This is a genomic window from Streptomyces sp. NPDC043878 (assembly GCF_056435735.1).
Map to the genome: position 1 here is coordinate 257,524 of NZ_JBWKDW010000001.1, position 21,420 is coordinate 278,943.

Here is a 21,420-nt window from a genome sequence, read left to right on the forward strand (position 1 = left end):
CCAGGGGGAGCCCACTCCTGCGCCGCGGGCAAGCACGGTCGGCGTCAGCACGGTCGGCGCGGCGGATCAAACGCCTCGTGCCCGGTGCAGCGAGGCACGAACGCCCGACACACTCCTCAGCCCCGTACGCCCGAGTGTGGAAGGGAGTTGAAGAGAGCTGAGGAGTGTTTCGGGGGTGGCGCCCTGTGGGTCAGGTGAGGAGGTACGCCCTCAGGATCGTCGCCGAGTAGGTGTTGCCCGCGGTGTCGGTCAGGGTTGTCCTGAAGGAGACCGAGTGGGCCGTGGCCGGATGGGCCAGGGCAACGGTCTTCGTACCGTGGGCGGTGGTCACGCCGACGGCGGACCAGGTCGCTCCGGCGTCGTAGGAGACCTTCACCACCAGGGACTTCAGGTGCTGGGCGGCCGGCCCCTCGACGGAGAGCGGGACCGTGGCGCGGCGGCCTGAGGCGGCCGTGCCGGTGGGGGTGAGGGTGGGATGGAAGCGGACGGTGGAGAGGGGGAGGAGGGTGGAGGTGTCCGGGTGTCGTGACGTGCGTTGCGAGGTGAAGGTCCAGGCCACGGTCAGGCGGCTGCTGGTGCCGGCCACCGTTGCGGGGCGGGTCAGGTCCGTGCGGATCGTGTACCGGGTCGGACCGGCCGGGAGCTTGTCGACGGTCTGGCAGAGGTCGCCGTCGTTGTCGAGGAGGGTGCTGCCGCCCGCCGTGACCGTCGTGTGCCGTGCGGCCACGGAGGACGCCGGGTGGCCGGCGCCGTCGGCCAGGTCGGGGACGCACATGTCGAGTGTGTCGCCGCTCCGCCGCGCGCCACGGCTCCCGCCGACGAGGGGGCTGAAGACGCCTACGTTGTACGTCGACCCGTACGTCCGGGCCGGGCGGTAGGACACCGGGCGCTCCTCGTAGTAGAACACGTCGGTGTCGTCCCCGGAGGCGTTCTGCTGGCCGAGGCCGACCGTCCAGGGGAAGCCCTTCGGCGTGGTGACGTACGTCTTCGCCGTCGCCGGAAGCGGGAACGGGGCGCTCACGGTGCCCAGCGCCAGGGTGGGTCCGTGCCACAGGGCGTTGACGATGCCCTTGCGGTGTGCGACGGAGGAGCCGAAGTTCCGCTTCAACAGGGCGAGTTCGCTCATCCGTGCCGTGTGCCGATAGCCGGTGGGGAAGCGGTCGGGCAGGTTGTAGAGGAGGTTGTAGGTGGTGCTGCCCTTCTGCCACAGGCCGCTGATCTGCGTACTGAGCTTCCCGGGCGCGGCGGCCGGCCCCAGCGTCGCGGTGCGCAGGTTCCTGAACGAGCCCCAGAACAGGGTCGAGTTGTGCGCGTCGCCTCCGGCGCCCACGCCGAAGTTCAGGAAGCCGTCCAGCATCTTCCCGCCGCCCCTCGGCGGGGTGATCTCGACCGGCTCGGCCTTACGGGCGTCGAAGGTGACCGTCGTGTTCCTGGTGATCGAGAGTTTCGGCCGGACGAGCGCCGTGGTGCCCTCGGCTCGGGTTCCGCCTCCGGCTGGGGACATCACCGTGTCGACGACGTAGTCACCGCGTGGGACGCGCACCTTGTAGACGCCCTTGGCGATCTGCTGCGAGTCGCCCAGGGTCGTGGTCCAGTAGTCGCCCGAGTGGCCGAAGATCTCGGTCAGCGGCGAGCTGACGGGCTTTCCGCCGCGGTCCAGGAACTTCAGGGTCACATCGTGTGCCTCGGCCTCGCGTACGACGCCGAAAGCTGTCCGTACGGTCGTGTCGGCGCCCTGCTCGGTGGCGAGGACCGTGCCCGAGTACGCGCCGTCCGCCGCCTCGGTGCGGGTGTCCGCGGTGAGGTCGACGCTCCCGGTGCCGCCCGCGGGGACGGTGAGCCGCGAGGCGCTGAGCCCGAACATGCCCTCGGGCGCGGTCTGTCCGGACGGGCCGGTCGCGGTGGCGGCGAGGTCCAGGGTGACCGGGCCGTCGCCGTCGTTGCGGTAGGTGACGCGCCGGGTGACCGGCTGGTCGTCGGAGTGGGGCCACAGCTGCTCGCCGAAGGACACCGAGGTCTGCTCGCTCACCACGGTCTGTGTGAGCGCCCGCGCCACGGCGACCCGGCCGGCCCCCTGCTGGTAGCCGGTCACGCCGGCCGTCGGGGCGGCGGAGGCGGTCAGGGCCTGCTTGATCCGCTCTCCCGTCCAGTCGGGGTGCCGCTGTGCCAGGATCGCGGCGGCCCCCGCGACATGCGGCGTCGCCATCGACGTACCGGACATGGAGACATAGCCGTCCGCCGCCGGGTCGCCCAGTTCGCCGTGGGCCGCCTTCGCCGAGACGATGTCCACGCCCGGGGCGGTGAGGTCCGGCTTCAGCGCGCTGTCGGCGGTCGGGCCGGTGCTGGAGAAGTCGGCGATACGGTCCTTGCCGTCGACCGCACCCACCGCGAGCGCGGACTGCGCCGTGCCCGGGGAGCTGAGAGTCCCGGGCCCCGGGCCGTCGTTGCCTGCCGCGGCGACGGTGAGCATGCCGGTGCTCTCGGAGAGGGCGTTCACGGCCCTCTCGACCGGGTCCTCCCCCGGGGTGTCGCTCTGGCCGAGGCTGAGGTTGGCCACCTTCGCGCCCCGCGCGGCGGCCCACTCCAGGCCGGCGATGATGTCGGAGTCGCTGCCCTCGCCGCTGTCGTCGAGCACCTTGGCGTCGAGGATCTCGGCGCCGGGCGCGACGCCCCTGTACAGGCCGCCGGACCCGGCCCCCGAGCCGGCGACGGTCGCCGCGACATGCGTGCCGTGGCCGGTACGGTCGTCCGTACCGCCGGTGCCGCTGAAGTCCTTCGACTCCGTGACCACCGAGGCGAGGTCCGGGTGCGTGGTGTCGACGCCCGTGTCCAGGACGGCGACCTTGACGCCCTTGCCGTCGTAACCGGCTGCCCAGGCGTCCGGCGCGCCGATCTGCGTGACGTTCCCGCCGGCCTCCCCCTGCGCCGCCCGTGCCGCGAACCGGCCGTCCAGCCAGACCCGGGCGACTCCCGAGGCGGAGGTGAGGACATGCCAGGCGTCGTCGGCCCCGGCCTTGGGCACGGTGAGCGCGGCGCCACCCACGCTGGGCAGTTCCCGGCGGACGCTGACGTCAGCGTCCGCCACCAGCGCCTTCTGGGTGTCTCCGCGCCGGGCGCCCTTCCCGTCGTACGACACGATGAGCGGGAGCGTGCCGCGCCGGGCGTCGTCGTACCCGGCGCGTAACAGGGCGCTGACGTCGAACAGCCGCTTGTCCAGGATGCCCTGGCCGATACGGGCGGCGGCGTCGGCCGGCACGACGTACTGCTCGCCGCCGAAGCGCCGGACGGACACCGGGACGTCCTCGCGTCCCGGTGCCTGCTGCAGGCCGGTCACCCGGCCCCGGGCGTCCAGCTGGACGCGGTCCCCGGTGATCAGGGTGACGAACCGGGCCGGGGATCCGGCGCCCGCCCCCGCGGCGGTGGCCGCGCCGACGGTCCGCACACCCCGTCCCGTACCGGCGGCGGGCGCGGTGTCCGCGGTCCGCGACCCGAGCCCCGTGCCGGTGTCCGCCACCGAGACGCCCGTCATCACTCCCGCGACCAGCAGGGCGGCCAGCGCCGCCGATGAGGAACCGATGCGCATCAGCCGACCCGCCCCGGAACCTGCTGGGCGGCGTCGACGACCGCGCGCTTCGTGATAGCGCTGGTGAACGTGACGGTGCCGACCTTGAACGGGCTGTCCGCCACCTTCCCGACCACCACGGTGCGCTCGCCGAGGAACGCCAGGGTCTTCTTGTCGAAGATCCACTCGGTGCGCTCGCCGGCTGCGTCGTTCTGCCGCGCGATCGCCACCCCGTGACGGCCCACGGCGTCGACCGCGTCGTCCACCGCCACCACCCCGGGGATCTTGGCCGCGGCCTTGTAGAGGGCGGCGGCGACATCGGCCGGCGGATAGCTCTCGGTCAGCAGATCACCGATGGCGACGAAGGCCGCCTGGTCGCGGGGCACTTCGTGGTCCCGGACGGCGTCGGAGTCCCGGTAGATCCGCCGCAACAGCATGGTGGGGTCGGTGGGCAGCTTGACCAGGTCGTCGTAGGCCGAGTTGAGCGGGATGTCGCCGGCCAGGGTGCTGCCCTTGTCGCTCGTCTCGCCCGCTTCGATCAGCCAGCCGTCCTTGCCGTCGAGGGAGTTCCAGACCTGACGGGAGTGCAGCCCCCGGCTGACCACCGTGGTCTTGTCGTCGATGGTCTGCGGGTAGGTGTCGGCCACCTTCGAGGCGATGTAGACGAACTGGCCGTCGTGCGGGGTGGGCCCGGAGACGTCGGCGGCGGCCAGGGAGATGCGGTCGAGCAGGTGGGGGGCGCCCTTGGCGTCGACGGCGCCGATCCGGGTGGTCAGCGCGGGACCGGTGGCCAGAGCGGTCTTGCCGCCGCCCCCGTTGCCGCCGGACAGGGCGACGCCGGCCACGACCGCGCCGGCCAGGGCGAAGGCACCGGCGGGCAGCAGGATCGCGCGGCGCAGGAACGGGTTGCGGCGCCGCGGGGCGAGGGCCGGGCGGGCGGGGGTGCGGTCGGTGCGGAGGTCTTCGTGGATCTGGGCCATCATCTGCTCCTTGTGGAACTGGTGGCGGCCCGCCGGCAGATCCCGCTCGACGGAGGGCAGGAGTCCCTGGGTCTCCGTCCACTCAGCCGGGTGCGGCTGGGAGGGGCTGGCGTTCATCGGTTTCCTTCCTGTGCGGACCGGATCACGTATTCGCGATCACCTGTTGTCTGCCGGTTCGCGGTGGTGAGTTCCCGTTCTTCTCTGAGCAGTTCCGCGTCGGAGAGCCTGCGGAGCCTGCCTCGGGCGCGGGACAGCCGGGAACGGACGGTGCCGAGGGGGATGCCGAGGGCGCGGGCGGCCTCGGCGTACTCCATGCCCTCCCACAGACACAGCGTCAGGACCTCGCGTTCGGGGCGTCTGAGCAGGCTGAGCGCGGTGAGCGTGGCGGCGATCCGGCGCCGGTCGTCAAGCCGTGCGGCGGTCTCCTCGGCGTGGTCCTCGACCTGCTCGTTGGCGGCGCCCGCGGCTGCCGCCGCCTCGGCCGCGTTCCGGTAGCGCCGGTTGCTGCGGTACTGGGAGCGGGCGACGTTGGTCGCGATGCCCAGCAACCACGGTCGCAGCGAGCCCCCTTCGGTCTCGATCGACGCACGGCGCCGCCACGCCTCCATGAACGTCGCCGACATGACGTCCTCGGCCGCTGACCAGTCGACGGTCAGCCGGAAAGCGTGGTTGTACACCGCGCGGGCGTATGCGTCGAAGAGTTCCGCAAAGGCGTCCGGATCTCCGGTTCGCACCCGGGTTCGCATATCTGTGGTCACGTCTTGAACTGCCCGCGAGTGCCGGCGAGTTCCAGTGTCCTGCGTCACACCGGTCCCGTAAGTCGCCCGCACGCCAGGGAAGCGGCCGTCCGCACACCACTTCGAGCCGGGACACCGCGCGGATCAGGACGACGTTTCGGACCGCCCGGCTCGGCCCCGGCGCCGGCAGCCTGGCTCGCCGGTGGTGACGCGGTCGTACCCCAGGCCATGCCGCCCGACTCGCCGCGCAGGCTGTTCGGCATGGGCCTGATACGGATGGTGCGGCACCACCGGGGCCCGATGTGAAACGAACGCGGAGTCCGGGGGCCGGCCTACCGGAGGCTCGTCGACCTCGGTGGCCGGTGGATCGGGCCGGTGAGCCGGGTCAGGGGCCGGCCCGTGCCCTGGTTGGCCTGGGCGATGATCTCCGCGGTGATGGAGACGGCCGTCTCCTCGGGCGTGCGGGCTCCGAGGTCGAGGCCGATCGGGGAACGCAGCCGGGCCAGCCCGTCCTCCGTGACGCCCTCCTCGCGCAGCAGCCGCAGGCGCTCCTCGTGGGTGCGCCGGGAACCCATGGCCCCCACGTAGGCCACGGGCAGGTCGAGGGCCAGGCGCAGCAGGGGGATGTCGAACCTGGCGTCATGGGTGAGGACGCACACGGCGGTGCGCTCGTCCACGCTGGTGCGTTCCAGGTGGCGGTGGGGCCAGTCGACCACCACTTCGTCGGCGTGCGGGAAACGCGCCGCGGTGGCGAACACGGGGCGGGCGTCGCAGACGGTGACCCGGTAGCCGAGGAAGCGGCCGGCCCGGCTGAGGGCGGCGGCGAAGTCGACGGCGCCGAAGACCAGCAGGCGCGGCCGGGACGCCTGGACGTGGACGAGAACGGACAGCCGTTCGGGGCATCCGTCCGCCTCCCCGCCGATGTCGACGCGGGCGGTGCGGCCGGCCCGCAGCAGAGCCCCGGCCTGGTCGGCCAGCGCCCGGTCCGCCGGGCCGCCGTCCACGCGCCCGTGGGCGGCGTGGTCACCGCCGAGCACGCTCAGCGTGGAGCCCAGGAGGTGCTTCGGGCCGTCCACGACCTGTGCCACGGCGGCCGGCCGGCCCTGTATGACCTCGTCGAGCGCGTCGCCGAGATGCGGCTGCGCCGTGGGGTCGACGCGCTGGACGAAGACGTCGAGTTCGCCTCCGCAGGTCAGTCCTACGGCGAAGGCGTCGTCGTCGGAGTAGCCGAACCAGGCTCGCTGCGGAGCGCCCCGGCCGCGGAGCACCTGTCGGCACAGTTCGTAGACCGCTGCTTCGACGCAGCCGCCGGAGATGCTGCCGGCCGCGTGGCCGTCCTCGTCCACCGCGACCGACGTACCGACCGGCAGCGGGGCACTGCCGCGCGACCCGACGACGGTGGCCAGGGCGAAGGGGCGCGCCTCGCGGCACCATCGGTGCAGTGTGTCCGCGATGTTCAGCATGGCAGTTCTCCACGGCGGGACCAGGGGCGGAAGGTGAGCGGGCCGCCGCCACGACGCCGGGGAGACGTCACGCGGCGGCGGCCCTGGGCGGTCCGGCAGCCGGACGGGGGGCAGACTGCCGGACGAGCGGTGTGCACTGCGCCGGACCGAGGTCCAGGGATCAGAGCAACGCCTCGGCGGTGATGGGCAGTTCGCGGATGCGGCGGCCGGTGGCGTTGAAGACCGCGTTGGCGATGGCGGGCGCCACCCCGATCATCACGAGCTCTCCGAGTCCCTTGACGCCGAGCGGGTCGGCCTCGCGGTCCTCGCCGTCCAGGTAGATCGCCTTCAGGTCGGGGATGTCGGCGTTGACGGGCACGAGGTAGTCGGCGAGGTTGGCGTTGACGATCCGGCCGTCGCGGTGGTCGGTGAGCGTGTGTTCCAGCAGGGCGGTGCCGATGCCGCCGACCATGCCGCCGAGGGCCTGGCTGTCGGCGAGCTTGGGGCTGATGATGCGGCCCGCGTCGTACACGCCGAGCACCCGCCGGACCCGCACCAGACCGAGGGTCGCGTCGACGGCCACCTCGGCGAAGGTGGCGTTGTAGGCGTAGAAGGAGTGCCGCTCCGGTCCCGACGGTGGCGCGAAGGAGCCGTGCGCCTCCAGGTGGGGGCGGTCGTTGCGGGCCAGCAGCCGCCGGTACGTCTCACCGCGGGCCGGATTGTTCTTCTCGTGCAGTCGGCCGTTGCGGACCACGACAGCGTCGGCCGGCACGCCGTACAGCGGTGATTCCCGGTCCCCCACGGCCAGTTCGATCGCCTGGCGGCGGACCTTGTCGCAGGCGTCGAGGGTGGCGGAGCCGACGCTGGCCATGGTCATCGAGCCGCCGTGCGGTGGGGTCGGCGGGTAGAGGGAGTCCCCGAGCCGGAAGGTGACCGTGCGCACGGTCAGTCCGAGGGCGTCGGCGGCGACCTGGGTCTGGGAGGTGTACGTGCCGGGGCCCATGTCGGTGGCGGCGGCCTCGACCAGTGCGGTGCCGTCGGCGTCGAGGCGGGCCCGGGCCTGGGCCGGGGCACGCGCTGTGTCGTATACGCCGGCGGCCATGCCCCTGCCGATCAGCCAGTCGCCCTCACGCGTCGAGCGGGGCTCGGGATCGCGGCGGTGCCAGCCGAACTCGCGGGCGCCGACGGTGTAGCACTCGCGCAGCCGGCGGGTGGAGAACGGCAGCCCGGACGACTCGTCCTCCGCCGGCTCGTTGCGCCGGCGCAGCTCGATCGGGTCGACGCCGAGCCTGTGGGCGAGTTCGTCCATGGCCGACTCGATGACGAAGGAGGCCGTCTGGAAGCCGGGACCGCGCATGTACAACGGCGTGGGCAGATCCAGCGGCACCGTCCGGTACCGCTGGGTCACGTTGGGCATGCTGTAGAGCATCTGTCCGGCCGCCAGGATGGACTCGGTGAACTTCTCGTACGACGACGTCTCGGCGTCCAGCTCGTGCACCGCGGCGGTCAGACGGCCGCGCCGGTCACTGCCGAGACGCAGGCGGTATTCGTACGAGGGCCGGAACCCGGTGCCGAGGTACATCTGTTTGCGGCTCAGCACGAGCTTGACCGGACGCTTCGTCTCCCGGGCGGCCAGCGCGGCGACGACCACGTGCGGCCAGCAGCGCAGCGCCGTGCCGAAACCGCCTCCGACGAACGGCGAGATGACGCGCACCGCGTCCGTCTCCATGCCGAACACCGCCGCGAGTTCGGTCTGCGTGCCCACCACCCACTGCGTCTTGTCCCACACGGTCAGCCTGCCGCCGTCCCAGCGGGCGATGGTGGCGTGCGGCTCCATCGGATTGTGGTGGTTGCGCGCCGTGCGGTAGGTCAGGTCCAGTCGTACGGCGGCCGAGCGCAGGGCCGCTTCGGCGTCGCCGCGCGCGTAGTTCGTCGGCTTGTCCGGCTCGGCCTCGGTGAGGTCGGTCGAAGGCTGCTCGGCGTCGTAGCGGACCTTGACCAGGCTCGCGCCGTGCTGCGCGGCCTCCAGGGTGGTGGCCACCACGACGGCGACCGGCTGACCGTGGAAGCGGACCCGGTCGTCCTGGAAGACGCGGAGTCGCCGGCCCTCGGGGTTGTTCGACCCCGCGTTGTCGCGGTACGGCAGCTTCGGCGCGTTGCGGTGGTGGATCACCTTCAGCACGCCCTGCTGGGCTTGTGCGGCGCGGGTGTCGATGCCGGTGATCCGGCCCCGGCCCACGGCGGCGTCGACGATGACGGCGTGCACGGCTCCGTCGACGTCGTGCTCGGCGGCGTACAACGCCTGTCCGGTGACCTTGAGCCGGCCGTCCACCCGGGACAGCGGCGCACCCACGGCTGCCTGCGGCTGGGGGCTCACTCGGTACCTCCTACGACGCGCAGCTGGCGTTCGACAGTGCGCTTGAGCAACTCGACCTTGAACCGGTTGTGCTGGAGGGGACGGGCGCCGTCCGCCGCCTTCGCGGCAGCGGCCCGCCAAAGGGCCTGCGAGGGGCGTTCACCGACGAGGTGCCGCTCGACGGCGGGCAGCTTCCAGGGCACGGTTCCCACTCCCCCGGCGGCGACCCTGGCCTCGCGGATCACCCCGCCGCGTACGTGCAGCGCGACGGCCGCCGAGGTCAGGGCGAACTCGTAGGACTGCCGGTCACGCACCTTCAGGTAGCCGGACCTGAGCGGGCGCGGAAGAGCGGGGATCTCCACGGCGGTGATCAACTCACCCTTACGCAGCGCCTGTTCGAGTTGCGGGGTGCGGCCGGGCCGCAACAGGAAGTCGGGGAAGGGGACTTGGCGTGCCCCGTCCCGGCCCAGCAGGTGCACCCGGGCCTCCAGGGCGGCGAAGGCCACGGCGGCGTCGGACGGGTGCGCGGCCACGCAGGACGCGGAGGTCCCGAGGATGGCGTGGGTGCGGTTGACGCCGTGCAGCGCGGCACAACCGGAGCCGGGCTCGCGCTTGTTGCAGTCGGCGGTCACATCGCGGAAGTAGGTGCACCGGGTGCGCTGCATGATGTTGCCGCCGATGGTCGCCATGTTCCGCAGTTGAGCCGAGGCACTCAGCTCCAGCGCCTCGGAGACGACGGGATACAGGGTGCGCACCTTCGCGTGGGCGGCGGCCTCGGACATGGTCACCAGAGCGCCGATGCGCAGTCCCCCGCGCTCGGTCACCGTGACCTCGCGCAAGGGCAGGCCGCTGAGGTCGACCAGGCTGTGGGGGCGTTCGACGGTCTCGCGCATCAGGTCGACCAGGGTGGTGCCCCCGGCGATGTAACGCCCGCCTGCGTGACCGGCTTCGAGGGCCTCACCGGTGTCGGAGACCCGGATGTAGGAGAAGGGATGCATGGCGGCCGCTCCCTAGTTCCGGCCCGCGGTCTGTTCGACCGCGCGCACGATCTTGACGTAGCAGCCGCAGCGGCAGATGTTGCCGCTCATCCACTCCCGGATCTCCCCCGGCGAACCGGTGTGACCCTCCTGGATGCAACCCACCCCGGAGACGATCTGACCCGGGGTGCAGTAGCCGCACTGGAAGGCGTCCTGATCGATGAACGCCTTTTGCAGCGGGTGGAGTTCGCCGCCGTCGGCCAGTCCCTCGATGGTGGTGACCTCGGCGCCCTCCAGACGGACGGCCAGCGTCAGACAGGCGTTGTGCCGCTGCCCGTCGACGAGTACCGTGCACGCCCCGCACGCTCCGGCGTTGCAGCCCTTCTTCGAGCCGGTCAGGCCGAGGTGCTCACGCAGCAGATCCAGCAGCGAGGTGCGGTTGTCGACCGTCACGGTCCTGCGGGTGCCGTTGACCGTCAGGGAGACGCGGCTGGAGGGCGGCGCCTGCGCGGCGCTCGCCTCCTCCGCGTCGGCGAGGACCGTCCCGCCGATCACACCGCCTGCGACCACGGCACCGCCGACTGCGCTGCTGGTGGCGATGAAGGTGCGCCGAGTCGGCGCCGATGAGGACGTGCCGGCTCCGGTGGGGGGAGGAGCGTCGAATTCAGGCAGTTCAGCAGACATACGTACGCCTTCGCATCACGGACGGACTTGTCGTGCACGACAGAGGGACAGCAGGCGGATGGTCGCCACCAACAGAGGGACAGCAGGCGGATCGTCGCCACCACGGGCATCGGTGACCGCTCACCTCGACAGGGGGCCGGTCTCGCGGGAAGTCTTGCACCACCGGCAACACTCGTGGCAGGGAGACTTTCCTCCCCCCCTTGCCGGGGCTACCGCTCGCGGGTGCGGGGGCCGTTGTACTGCCTAGCGGGCGACGTAGCCGCCGTCCACGGGAAGGGCGACACCGACGACGAAACCGGCTCCGGGGCTGCACAGCCACAGGACCGCCTGGGCGATCTCCTCGGCGGTGCCGAGCCGGTTGATCGGCTGGTTGGCCTCGGCCTCGGCGCGGTCGAGTTCCCCCTTGGCGATCATGTCGCTGACCATGGGGGTGTCGATGGTGCCGGGGCAGACGGCGTTGATGCGGATGCCGCGTGGGGCGTATTCGAGGGCGGCGCTGGCGGTCAGGCCGATGACCCCGTGTTTCGAGGCGTGGTACGAGGCCCGGCCGGGGAGGCCGACCAGGCCGCCGAGGGAGGAGCAGTTGACGATGGCTCCGCTGCCCTGGGCGCGCATGTGCCGCAGCTCGTGTTTCATGCAGGCCCAGACGCCGCGGAGGTTGATGGCGTTGACGCGGTCGAACCGTTCGGCGGGTTCCTCGGCCGCGTCGCTGGGCGGGATCTGGATGCCGGCGTTGTTGTAGGCCAGGTCCAGGCGGCCGAAGGTCTCCACGGTGCGGTCGACGGCGGCGGCGACCTGGTCCTCGTCGCTGACGTCGCAGGTGAGGGCGAGGACTCGGTGGCCGGCGTCGGTGAGTTCCTTCGCGGCTGCGTCCAGGGCCGCTTCGTCGACGTCGGTGAGGGCGACGGCGGCTCCGGACGCGGCGAACGCGCGGGCGGTCGCCAGGCCCATGCCGGCGCCCGCTCCGGTGACGAGGGCGGCCTGGCCGGTGAAGTCGTATGCGGGGTTCACGTCGTGGTCTCCGTTCGCGTGCACAGGCGTGGCGGCGCCAGTGGGGTCGGGCTGCCCGGATGGGCCGCGGCGGCACTGGCGCCCTGCCAGGAACCGTCGTCAGACGGTTTGGCCGCCGTCGACGACCAGGGCGTGGCCGGTGGTGAAGGAGGCGGCGTCCGAGCAGAGCCAGAGCACGGCGCCGGCGATCTCCTCCGGCGTGCCGAGGCGTCCGACCGGCTCGTCCGCGATCAGGGCGTCCCGTCCTCCGGGTGTGCTTTCGGCGAAGCGCTGGATCATCTCGGTGTCGATGATGCCGGGGCAGACGGCGTTGACCCGGACGTTGGACGCCGCGTAGTCGAGGGCGGTCGAGCGGGTCAGGCCGATGACTCCGTGCTTGGCCGCGGCGTAGGCGGCCTGTCCCTTGAAGCCCTTGACGCCGGCGCCCGACGAGGCGTTGACGATGGCGCCGCCTCCCTGCTGGAGCATCAGGGGGATCTGGTGCTTCATGCACAGGAACATCCCGGTCAGGCTGACCCCGATGACGCGGTCCCACTCGTCCTTCGCGATGTCCGCGGCCGGCTTGACCGGCTGCTCGACACCGGCGTTGTTGAAGGCGGCGTCCAGTCGTCCGAACGCCTGAATGGTCTCGTCCAGCGCGGATCGCACGTCGGCCTCGCTGGTGACGTCACAGGTGAGGGCCAGAGCCTGCCCGCCCGCTTCCTCGACGAGCCGTGCGGTCTCCCGCAGGCCGTCCGGGGACCGGTCGGCGAGGGCGACGCGGGCGCCCGCGCGGGCGAAGGCGACGGCGGTGGAGCGGCCGATGCCGGAGCCGGCTCCGGTCACGAAGGCCACCTTGCCGGTGAAGGCCGCGTTGCTCGTGGTCATGGGATGAGTCCTCTCGCTCGCTGGTACGTCGTCGGGTACGTGTCGGCGGTACGCGGATCCGGGCTTGAGTCAGTGCCGCGCCGGCACCTGGGAGGGCTCGTCGTGTCGCGTGTGCGTGGGAACGCTGCTCCGGGCCACGATCCGGCCCTTGCGGGAAGAGCCGTGGACGGCGAGGGCGATCAGGGGCAGCAGCGTCAGGGCCGCGATGACGGTGCCGACCAGGGGCGGCCCGGTCAGGCCGAGGGAGGAGTCCAGGGCCGTGGCGGCGATCGCCGAGCCGGCTGCGATGCCGGTGTTGAAGGCGGAGGTCGTCAACGCCGACGTGAGAGTGGGGGCGTCGCCCGCGAAGCGCATGGCGAGGGCGGTGACCACCGGGTTGACCGTGAAGCCGGTCAGACCCATGAGGAAGACGAGGAGGGTGGCCGTCACCGGGTTGCCGGACAGCGGGATCATCAGGAGCAGGACCAGGGCGGTGGCCGCGGCGGCCGTGATGGTGGTGACCATCGGGCGTCGGTCGCCCAGGCGGCCTCCCACGGTGGTGCCGCCCAGGGCGCCCACGCCGAAGGCGATGAGGACGAGCGGGACGGCGTCCGCGGGGATGCCGGCGCGGTCGGTCAGCAGCGGCGTGACATAGGTGTACGTCGCCAGGACACCGCCCATGATCAGCATCGCGGCGCCGAGCGCCAGCCACAGCCGGCCCTGCCGCAGAGCCCGGACCTCGGCCCGGAGGGACACCTCGACGCGCTGCTCCTGGGCCGGGATGAAGCGGCCGATGAACACGGCGGCGAGCCCGGAGAGGACGGCCAGGGCCCAGAAGGGGCCGCGCCAGCCGGTGAACTGGCCGGCGAAGGAGCCGATCGGCACGCCGACGACGTTGGCCAGGGTCAGCCCGCCGATCATGACACTCGTGGCGCGGGTCGCGTTGCGCGGTCCTGCGGCGGTGGTGGCGACGACGAAGCCGACCGACCAGAACGCTCCGGTGGCCAGGGCGGTGACGACGCGGGCGAGGAGGACGATCGCGAAGGACGTGCTGAGGGCGGCGACGAGATGTCCGAGGCAGAACACGGACAGGGCAAGGATCAGTGTCCGGCGCTGGGGAAGGCGCAGTGTCGCCATGGCCATGGTCGGCGCACCGACGATCATGCCGATGGCGAAGGCGGTGATCAGCAGGCCGGCGTGGGAGACGCTGACTCCGAGGTCACCGGCCAGTTCCGGCAGCAGGCCGGCGACGACGAACTCGGTGGTCCCCATCAGGAACGTGCCGGCGGCGAGCACCCAGACGACGAAGGGGAGCTTGCCGGGAGTGGTCCCGGACGCGGAAGGCATACGTGTGGTCTCTCCTTGCGTGGAAATCGGCGGATCAGGGGGCCGCGGAAGCTGTTGCCGCTGACTGCGGACGGCGCGGCCACGTCTTCGACGGTGCCACGGACCGAACTGTGCGAAAAGGGGAGGATCTCCTCCCACCTTCTTGCGGGGCCTCCCGTGCGGCGCGAGCGGTGGTGCGCGTCAGGGCGCGGCTTCGATGGTGATCTCGTCAGCGGTGGCGAGCTGCTCGGCGCCGCCGTCTGCCATGCGCCCGAGGGGGACCAGGCCGGCCGCGTGGGGGGCGTCGCGGTAGTAGGTGGCGAGCTGGTTCCAGGGGGCGTAGTACGCCAGGTCACCGACCCTGGGGTCGGCGCCTTCCGGGGCGCCGGAGGTGGACAGCTTCCGCGGCAGGTCGGCGGTCTTCTCAGCCTGGTGGAAGTCACGCAGGGGCAGGGTGAGCGGGAGCTGGGCGGCGAGGTCGCGGGCGGTGGCGCTGTCGTTCAGGGTGGCCGCGACGTGGTGGCCGTTGAGCGTGAGGCGGATGTTCATGGCGGTTGTCCTGCCGGGTGAGGCGATGGCGGCCGGAGCTGTCGAAGTCTGCGGCGACGCGGGCTCGGAAGGAGAGGAGGAGGAAGGGGAACCGCTGGTGCAGGCGGTGGCCACAAGCAGCAGGGCGGCGGCCGGGACCACGCGCGCGAGAACGCGAAGGGGTGCCAGGTTCACGGCGTCGTCCGGTGACTAGTCGGGCAGGGGCTCGGAGTAGTGACGGAAGCCGTCACGCTGCTGGTGGATGTCGTACAGACGCCGCGCCAGCACCTCGGGGCTGCTGTTCTCGGCGTCGGGCCGGATCGCGCCCGGGATGATCAGCTGGGCGGCGTGGATGTTCTCCGGGGCGAGCGCGTCGTGCAGCATGCGGGCGTAGGCGCTCTCGGCGGCGAACGCGACCGAGGTGCCGGCGACCTTCGGGTTGGGTCGTACGGCGCTGGAGCCGTTGACGAACAGCAGGGTGCCGCGGCCGAGTTCGCGCATGCCGGGCAGGACGGCGTTCACGCAGGTGACAGGGGCCTTGACGGAGAAGGCGAGGGGCGCGTCGAGGTCGTCGGCGCCGGTGTCGAGGACCGGCTTCATGAAGTCGGCGCGGGGCACCGGGCTGTACTGCAGGATCTCGATGGGCCCCAGGTCGGCCGCGACCGCGCGCAGGGCCGTGGTCAGGGACGCGGTGTCGAGCACGTCGGCGGTGAAACCGCGGGCGCGGATGCCGTCGCGGGCCAGCTCGGCGGTCATCTCCTCCAGGCGCTCGGCGTTGCGTGCGATGAGGGCGACGGCGTGGCCGGCGACGCCGAAGCGGCGGGCGGTGGCCAGCCCGAGGCCGGGGCCGGCGCCGATGAGCGCGAAGGTCGTCATGGGGTTCGTCGTTCCTTGCGTGAGGCGGTGGCTCGCGCCCGCGTCCGCGCTGCCGGTGATGCGGCCCGGCGGTGTGGGGGCGGGAGGGGGCCGAGGGCCGGTGACGGTGTGCGCCCCGCGCCGTCCGGTGCGGCGGTGGGCGGCGTGCGGTCAGGCCAGGTTCTTGCTGAAGAACTCCTCCAGCTTGTCGAACGGGATCAGATCCGTCCTGTCGTACAGATCGACGTGGCCGGCGTTCGGGACGACGTGGACCTCCTTGGGTTCAGCCGCGAGTTCGTAGGCGTCCTCGCTGAAGTACCGCGAGTGGGCGTTCTCGCCGACGACGAACAGGATGGGCCGCGGCGAGATCCACTCGATCTTCGACAGCAGCGGGAAGTTCATCAGCGACATGCCGCTGGTCAGCGTGAACTGGGTGATGGAGTTGGGGTGGTAGCCACGCGGGGTGGAGTAGAACTCACCGAACTCACGGCCGACCGGGTTGGTGTTCTCGTCGAATCCGATGGGCGCGCCGCGCGGGGTCAGGGCGGGGGCGTGGGCCTCGAAGTCCGCGTACCGCTGCTCGGCGATCGCGTCGAGCATGGCGCCTCGCTCCTCCGCGGTGAGGGAGCCCTGCCAGCCCTCCGAGGCGATCCGGGCGATGTCGTACATGACGACCGTGGCGACCGCCTGGATGCGCCGGTCGACCTGGGCGGCGCTGAGTGCGAAGCCGCCGCTGCCGCAGATGCCGATCACGCCGACACGGTCCCGGTCCACGAAGTCACGGGTGCCCAGGTAGTCGACGGCCGCATGGAAGTCCTCGGTGAAGATGTCGGCGGAGGAGACGTGTCGCGGGTCGCCGCCGCTGTAGCCGTTGTAGGAGGGGTCGAAGGCGAGGGCCACGAAGCCGCGCTTGGCCAGGCTCTGGGCGTATATGCCCGGGCCCTGCTCCTTCACGCCACCGTACGGCGCGCCGACGATGATCGCGGGGTGTTCCCGGGAGGAGTCGAAGCCCTTCGGCCGGTAGAGGTCCGCGGAGATGGTGATCCCGTACCTGTTCTCGTACGACACCGCCTTGCGGGTGACGTTCTCGTCCAGGTCGAAAATGTAGTTGTCTGCTACAGGCATTTCTCGTCTCACTTCTGTGGGCGGGACAGGCGCGGCCGGTCACAGGGGGTGGGGTCAGGGCGTGAGGAGAGTCTTGACGGCGCGGCGTTCGTCCATGGCCTTGTAGCCTTCGGCGACCTGGTCGAGGGGGAGGGTGAGGTCGAAGACCTTGCCGGGGTTGATGCGGCCGGACAGGACGCGGTCGATGAGGTCGGGCAGGTAGCGGCGTACGGGTGCGGGGCCGCCGCGCAGGCCGACGTGGGAGAAGAACAGTTCCTGGCCGTCGACCTGCACGTCGTGGGGGACGCCGACGAAGCCGACGTTGCCGCCGGGGCGGGTGGCGTGCAGGGCCTGCCGCATCGACTCGGCGGTGCCCACGCACTCCAGCACGGAGTCGGCGCCGATGCCGCCCGTGAGGTCCTTGACGCGGGCGACGCCCTCCTCGCCCCGCTCGCTGACGACGTCGGTGGCGCCGAACTCCAGGGCGAGCTTCTGCCGGGAGGCGTGGCGGCTCATGGCGATGATCCGCTCCGCGCCGAGCTCGCGCGCGGCGATGACGCCGCACAGGCCGACCGCGCCGTCGCCGACCACCACGGCGGTGGAGCCGGGCTTGACCTCTGCGGCGAGGGCGGCGTACCAGCCGGTGCCCATCACGTCGGAGACGGCGAGCAGGCCGGGCACGAACGCGGCGTCCGGGTGCTCGTCGGTGGCGACCAGGGTGCCGTGGGCGTTGGGGATGCGCACGTAGTCGGCCTGGCAGGTGCTCATGAACTCGCGGTGCAGGCAGTTGGACTGCCAGCCGTTACGACAGTTCGCGCAGGTGTTGTCCGAGGTGGCGAAGGAGCCGACGACGAACTGGCCCGGCCTGACGTTGGTGACCTCGCCGCCGACCTCCTCGACGATGCCGACGTACTCGTGCCCCATCGGGTGCGGGTCACCGATGGGTTCCGCGCCGCGGTACGGCCACAGGTCCGAGCCGCACACACAGGTGGCGACCGTGCGGATCACCGCGTCGGTCGGATTGATGATCTTCGGGTCGTCGAGGTTCTCGAAGCGCACGTCGCCGGGGGCGTAGATGACTGCTCCGCGCATGGGGTGCTTCCTTCGGTGCGGGGATCGGTGTGCCGCAGCCGGGTCGGGACCGGCTGCTCGACATCGAGCCTCACACGCGAGGGCAAGCGCGAAAAGCGGAGGAATTCATCCCGGGAGGGGAACATCCTGGGAGTGATTCCTCCCCCCTTCCCCCGGTGGAATCAATGCCATGCTGGGCAGCATGACCGCCAACATCCCCCTCAACGAGCTGGGAGAATTCCTCAGGAAGCGCCGCTCCGAGCTGAGCCCGCGCACCGTCGGACTGCCCGAGACCGACCGGCCCCGCCGGGTGGAAGGACTGCGCCGCGAGGAGGTCGCCCAGCTCGCCAGCATCAGCACCGACTACTACACCCGGCTCGAACAGGGCCGTATGCAGGCATCGGCGCCCGTGCTGGACGTCCTCGCCCGCGTGCTCCATCTGGACGACGACGAGCGGGGCTACCTCTTCCAGCTCGCCGGCAAGACCACCACCCGCGCCCGGCGGCGCGGCCGCCAGAAGGTCCAGCCGCAACTGCAGCGGGTCCTGGACGACCTCACCGCCACGCCCGCCGTCGTGCAGGGCCGGCGCGGTGACATCCTGGCCTGGAACGCGCTGGCCGCCGCCCTGGTCACCGACTTCTCCCGCGTCCCGGAAAAGCACCGCAACTACCCGAGGATCATCTTCACGGATCCGGCCATGCGCACCCTGTACGCCGACTGGAACGCCTCCGCCCACATCGCCGTCGCCCAGCTGCGGATGGAGGCGGCCCAGTATCCCGAGGACCCCCGGCTGATCGAGCTGGTCGGTGAACTGTCCATGCGGGACAAGCAGTTCGCCCGCTGGTGGGGCGAACACCACGTCGCCGCCCGCACCGTGGGCACGAAGACCCTCAACCATCCGGTCGTCGGCGAACTCGTCCTGGACTGGGACACCCTCACCGCCAACACCGACCCGGACCAGAACCTGACCGTCTGGACCGCCGCCCCCGGCTCCCCCACCCACGAGCGGCTGCGCATCCTGGCCTCCTGGGCCGCCGACCAGGACCTGCCGGCCTCCTCCCCCCTCAGCTGACCGCGACGGGTCGCCGCCGTGGGGGCGGCCGGGGGACCGTGCCGGCGCCCGGAGGCGGGCCCGTGCCATGGTTGCGGGGCTGGGGGCTTCATCCGCACGCGGGAACAGGGCGCCGGGAGGCTGCCCGGGCGGGCGCCGCCCTGCCCGGCCCCCCCACCAGGACCAGATGTCACCTTTTGCTCGCCCCGGATGTCTCCCACGCCATTCCTCGGCCGCCCGGTTGCCGGATTCCGGCCCGTTCGGACCCACCGCGGCGAAGGGCCGGGGACTATGCTGGTGAGCGGACGCCCAGGACCCCGGTGGACGCACGGCCTGCTGACCACGATGCCACGGGAGTGGATTCCCGTCCGGACCCGTCGCATCTTCGAGGAGATCCCTGTCGGGCTCCGAGCCCAGGAGCGCGGAACCCCGACCTGGTGACCCACTCACGTCCTCGTACGCCCCGACCTCGGTCGCACCCCGCCGGGTGGAAAGCCCGGGCGCACCGCGTTCGGTGCCCGGTAGCGGTCCCGAGAACACATGAACGGCTGGAACAGAGGTGTCATGCTCACTCTGCGGCTGTCCATCCGCCGACAGGGCTCGCGTCCGCTCGCGCCGCTCTCGTCCCCTGTGGCGGGCGGTGGCGCCGTGACGGCCCCGCCGGCCCGCGGTCAGCCGTCGAGCTGGGAAGACGGCGGGCAACGGGCCGTGGAAGCGATGTGCCTGCGCCGGCCCTGCCACGGGCAGGCCGTCGGTTCCCGCCGGGATGTCGTGCGTCCGTCGCGGAGTCCCGCGCCGCGGCCTTCGGCGAAGAGGCTCGCGAGCGGAGCCCGGAAGGTTTGGGACGTCTCGCCGTCGCCGTGCAGCAGCCCGGATTCGCCATGGTGACCGCGGAGACCGCGGCCGTGGAGGTCTGCGGACGCGGATCTTCCCCGGGACGGTGGCACCGGCCGCTCCGCCGAACCGCCCCAGCGCCCCGTGGCCTGCGCCGAGGCGGCCTGGGGTGGCCGGGATTCGACGCAGCGTTCTCGCCCGCCGTCGGCCGGATCTCCGGCGGCTGCGCCTTCGCCGGGCCGCAGGTTCACCCGGACGGGCGGCACCGGGAAGAGGCCCGACGGTTGCGGGAACCACTCCTCTCCGAGCGCCAGGCATCACCTGGCGCCGCCTTGGCGGACCGGGGCGACGAGCCGATCGTGGCCTCCCCGCGCTTCTGGCGCCGGAAGGACGCCGGAAACGTCCGCGAGCCGGCCGAGGGCGCCGTGTTCCTGGCGCTGGTTCCCCTCCTGATCCGGTGGTCACCGTGATCCCCGGCAGCCGGTCGGCGCGGATCCAGGCTCTCGTGGCCGAGCAGGCGGCCCTGCGCGGCGCCCGGGCCGGCGTCCTCGACGTGTGTACGGCGGCGGTGGCGGCGCTGCCGGTCGGCGGGGCCGGAGTGTCCGCGATGTCCCGCGGGCGGGCGAGTCATCCGCTGTGCAGCACCGACTCCGTCAGTCAGCAGCTGGAAGAACTCCAGCTCACCCTGGGCGAGGGACCCTGCGTGGATGCCTATGTCCTCGGCTCGACGGTCCTGTGCCCCGACCTGTTGGCCGGTGAACTCCAGCGGAACTGGACGGTGTTCGCCGACGCGGCCCTGGAAGCCGGAGCCAGGGCCGTCTTCGCTTTCCCTCTGCAGACCGGGGCCATCAGCCCCGGCGTACTCGACCTGTACTCCAGCAGCTCGGTCGAGCTGGACGCGGACGAGGTGGCCGACGCGATGGCCTTCGCCGACACTGCCACGCTGCTCCTGCTCGACGCCCGGATCAGCGAGACGGGCGTCCTGCCCGACAGCGGCGCGTTCACCACCGACGTGGCCGACACGGACCGGCCGGACGCCGCGTCCATCGACGACCTGGGCGGTCACCGGGCCGAGATCGACCAGGCCACCGGCATCCTCATGGTCCAGCTCGGCCTCGGCGTCGAGGAGGCGTTCATCCGGCTGCGCGCCCACGCCTACGCCCACGGGACGCCGATCTCGGTGGTCGCCGCCGACGTGGTCGCCCACCGGCTCCGCATCCCCCCGGACACGACACCGCCCGACATCCGACCGCCGGACGCGGGACCCCCCGACGAGGAGCCCTGATGCTCACGCCCCACACACAGAGGTGTGCACGATGAAGGAACAGCTGATGGCCCGGACGTTCGTCGAGCTGGCGGACAGTCTCGTCGCCGACTTCGACCTCATGGACTTCCTGCGCATGCTCACCGACCGCTGCGTCGACCTGCTCGACGCGAGCGCGGCGGGCGTCCTGCTCGCCGACCGCGACGGAGTGCTGCGCGTCATGGCCGCCTCCGACGAACGGGTGCGCCTCCTGGAACTCTTCCAGCTCCAGAACCAGGAAGGACCCTGCCTGGACTGCTTCCACACCGGAGTCGCGGTCTCCGTTCCCGACCTGCGCGACGAGACCGCCCGCTGGCCCCTGTTCACCGCCCAGGCCCAACGCGGCGGCTTCACCGCCGTCCAGGCGCTGCCCTTGCGCCTGCGCGACGAGGTCGTCGGCGCCCTCAACCTCTTCCACACCACCCCGGCGCCCATCAGCCCCGCCGCCACCCCCTTCGCCCAGGCCCTCGCCGACGTCGCCACCATCAGCCTGCTGCAACAACGCACCACCCAGCGCGACACGCTCCTCAACGAGCAGTTGCAGACCGCCCTCAACAGCCGCGTCCTGATCGAACAGGCCAAGGGAAAGCTCGCCGAACGCCGCCACACGGACATGGAACGGGCCTTCACGACGCTGCGCGCCTACGCCCGCTCCCACAACCGCCGACTGGCCGATGTCGCCCGCGCCTTCATCGACGAAACAGAGCACCTTCCCGGTCTCAGTTCCGGAAGTTCCTGATCAGGCACCTACAA

At 72.0% G+C, this 21,420-nt stretch carries 18 protein-coding genes; 4 read left to right on the top strand and 14 right to left on the bottom strand.

Going from position 1 to position 21,420, the window contains the following annotated elements:
* Positions 1-190: 190 nt before the first annotated feature.
* The 14 genes from AC07AZ_RS01105 to AC07AZ_RS01170 form a co-directional block, all read right to left on the bottom strand.
* Positions 191-3,583: a S8 family peptidase gene (locus tag AC07AZ_RS01105; protein ID WP_478842447.1), complete on the bottom strand. Its 3,393-nt coding sequence runs from the start codon at positions 3,581-3,583 to the stop codon at positions 191-193.
* On the bottom strand, positions 3,583-4,659 hold the full coding sequence (locus AC07AZ_RS01110) for a CU044_5270 family protein (RefSeq protein WP_478842449.1): 1,077 nt from the start codon (positions 4,657-4,659) through the stop codon (positions 3,583-3,585). The genes AC07AZ_RS01105 and AC07AZ_RS01110 overlap by 1 nt, the downstream gene beginning before the upstream one ends.
* The gene (locus AC07AZ_RS01115) at positions 4,656-5,300 is read right to left on the bottom strand and encodes an RNA polymerase sigma factor (protein WP_478842451.1); all 645 of its coding nucleotides are present in this window, start codon (positions 5,298-5,300) and stop codon (positions 4,656-4,658) included. Before AC07AZ_RS01115 ends, AC07AZ_RS01110 begins: the two co-directional genes overlap by 4 nt.
* A gap of 311 nt (positions 5,301-5,611) precedes the next feature.
* On the bottom strand, positions 5,612-6,742 hold the full coding sequence (locus AC07AZ_RS01120; RefSeq protein ID WP_478842453.1) for an XdhC family protein: 1,131 nt from the start codon (positions 6,740-6,742) through the stop codon (positions 5,612-5,614).
* Positions 6,743-6,902: 160 nt separating this feature from the next.
* Positions 6,903-9,098: a xanthine dehydrogenase family protein molybdopterin-binding subunit gene (locus tag AC07AZ_RS01125; protein WP_478842455.1), complete on the bottom strand. Its 2,196-nt coding sequence runs from the start codon at positions 9,096-9,098 to the stop codon at positions 6,903-6,905.
* Complete coding sequence (locus AC07AZ_RS01130; RefSeq protein ID WP_478842457.1) at positions 9,095-10,075, bottom strand: FAD binding domain-containing protein; 981 nt, start codon at positions 10,073-10,075, stop codon at positions 9,095-9,097. Before AC07AZ_RS01130 ends, AC07AZ_RS01125 begins: the two co-directional genes overlap by 4 nt.
* A gap of 12 nt (positions 10,076-10,087) precedes the next feature.
* Positions 10,088-10,738 (bottom strand): (2Fe-2S)-binding protein, encoded by a 651-nt coding sequence (locus tag AC07AZ_RS01135; RefSeq protein ID WP_478842459.1) that lies wholly within the window; start codon positions 10,736-10,738, stop codon positions 10,088-10,090.
* Positions 10,739-10,981: 243 nt separating this feature from the next.
* Positions 10,982-11,749, bottom strand: a complete 768-nt coding sequence (locus AC07AZ_RS01140; RefSeq protein ID WP_478842461.1) for a glucose 1-dehydrogenase — start codon at positions 11,747-11,749, stop codon at positions 10,982-10,984.
* Between the two features lie 99 nt (positions 11,750-11,848).
* The gene (locus AC07AZ_RS01145) at positions 11,849-12,616 is read right to left on the bottom strand and encodes an SDR family oxidoreductase (RefSeq protein WP_478842463.1); all 768 of its coding nucleotides are present in this window, start codon (positions 12,614-12,616) and stop codon (positions 11,849-11,851) included.
* Positions 12,617-12,685: 69 nt separating this feature from the next.
* Entirely contained in the window at positions 12,686-13,942 is a 1,257-nt protein-coding gene (locus tag AC07AZ_RS01150; RefSeq protein WP_478842465.1) for an MFS transporter, read from the bottom strand.
* A 180-nt stretch (positions 13,943-14,122) separates the two neighbouring features.
* A complete protein-coding gene (locus AC07AZ_RS01155; protein ID WP_478842467.1) occupies positions 14,123-14,470 on the bottom strand; it encodes a cyclophilin-like fold protein in 348 nt (115 codons plus the stop codon).
* 189 nt (positions 14,471-14,659) lie between these two features.
* Entirely contained in the window at positions 14,660-15,325 is a 666-nt protein-coding gene (locus tag AC07AZ_RS01160; protein ID WP_478842469.1) for an SDR family NAD(P)-dependent oxidoreductase, read from the bottom strand.
* 150 nt (positions 15,326-15,475) lie between these two features.
* Positions 15,476-16,429 carry an alpha/beta hydrolase gene (locus tag AC07AZ_RS01165; RefSeq protein ID WP_478842471.1) on the bottom strand — a complete coding sequence of 318 codons (954 nt, stop codon included), beginning with the start codon at positions 16,427-16,429 and terminating at the stop codon, positions 15,476-15,478.
* Positions 16,430-16,483: 54 nt separating this feature from the next.
* Positions 16,484-17,500, bottom strand: a complete 1,017-nt coding sequence (locus AC07AZ_RS01170) for a zinc-dependent alcohol dehydrogenase family protein (RefSeq protein ID WP_478842473.1) — start codon at positions 17,498-17,500, stop codon at positions 16,484-16,486.
* A 169-nt stretch (positions 17,501-17,669) separates the two neighbouring features.
* On the opposite strand from AC07AZ_RS01170, the gene AC07AZ_RS01175 reads away from it, so the two are divergent.
* From AC07AZ_RS01175 to AC07AZ_RS01190, 4 genes are all read left to right on the top strand, one after another.
* Entirely contained in the window at positions 17,670-18,551 is an 882-nt protein-coding gene (locus AC07AZ_RS01175) for a helix-turn-helix transcriptional regulator (RefSeq protein WP_478842475.1), read from the top strand.
* A 1,097-nt stretch (positions 18,552-19,648) separates the two neighbouring features.
* Positions 19,649-19,834: a hypothetical protein gene (locus AC07AZ_RS01180; RefSeq protein ID WP_478842477.1), complete on the top strand. Its 186-nt coding sequence runs from the start codon at positions 19,649-19,651 to the stop codon at positions 19,832-19,834.
* The gene (locus tag AC07AZ_RS01185; protein ID WP_478842479.1) at positions 19,831-20,649 is read left to right on the top strand and encodes an ANTAR domain-containing protein; all 819 of its coding nucleotides are present in this window, start codon (positions 19,831-19,833) and stop codon (positions 20,647-20,649) included. Before AC07AZ_RS01180 ends, AC07AZ_RS01185 begins: the two co-directional genes overlap by 4 nt.
* Before the next feature lie 31 nt (positions 20,650-20,680).
* The gene (locus AC07AZ_RS01190; RefSeq protein ID WP_478842481.1) at positions 20,681-21,406 is read left to right on the top strand and encodes a GAF and ANTAR domain-containing protein; all 726 of its coding nucleotides are present in this window, start codon (positions 20,681-20,683) and stop codon (positions 21,404-21,406) included.
* Positions 21,407-21,420: the final 14 nt, after the last annotated feature.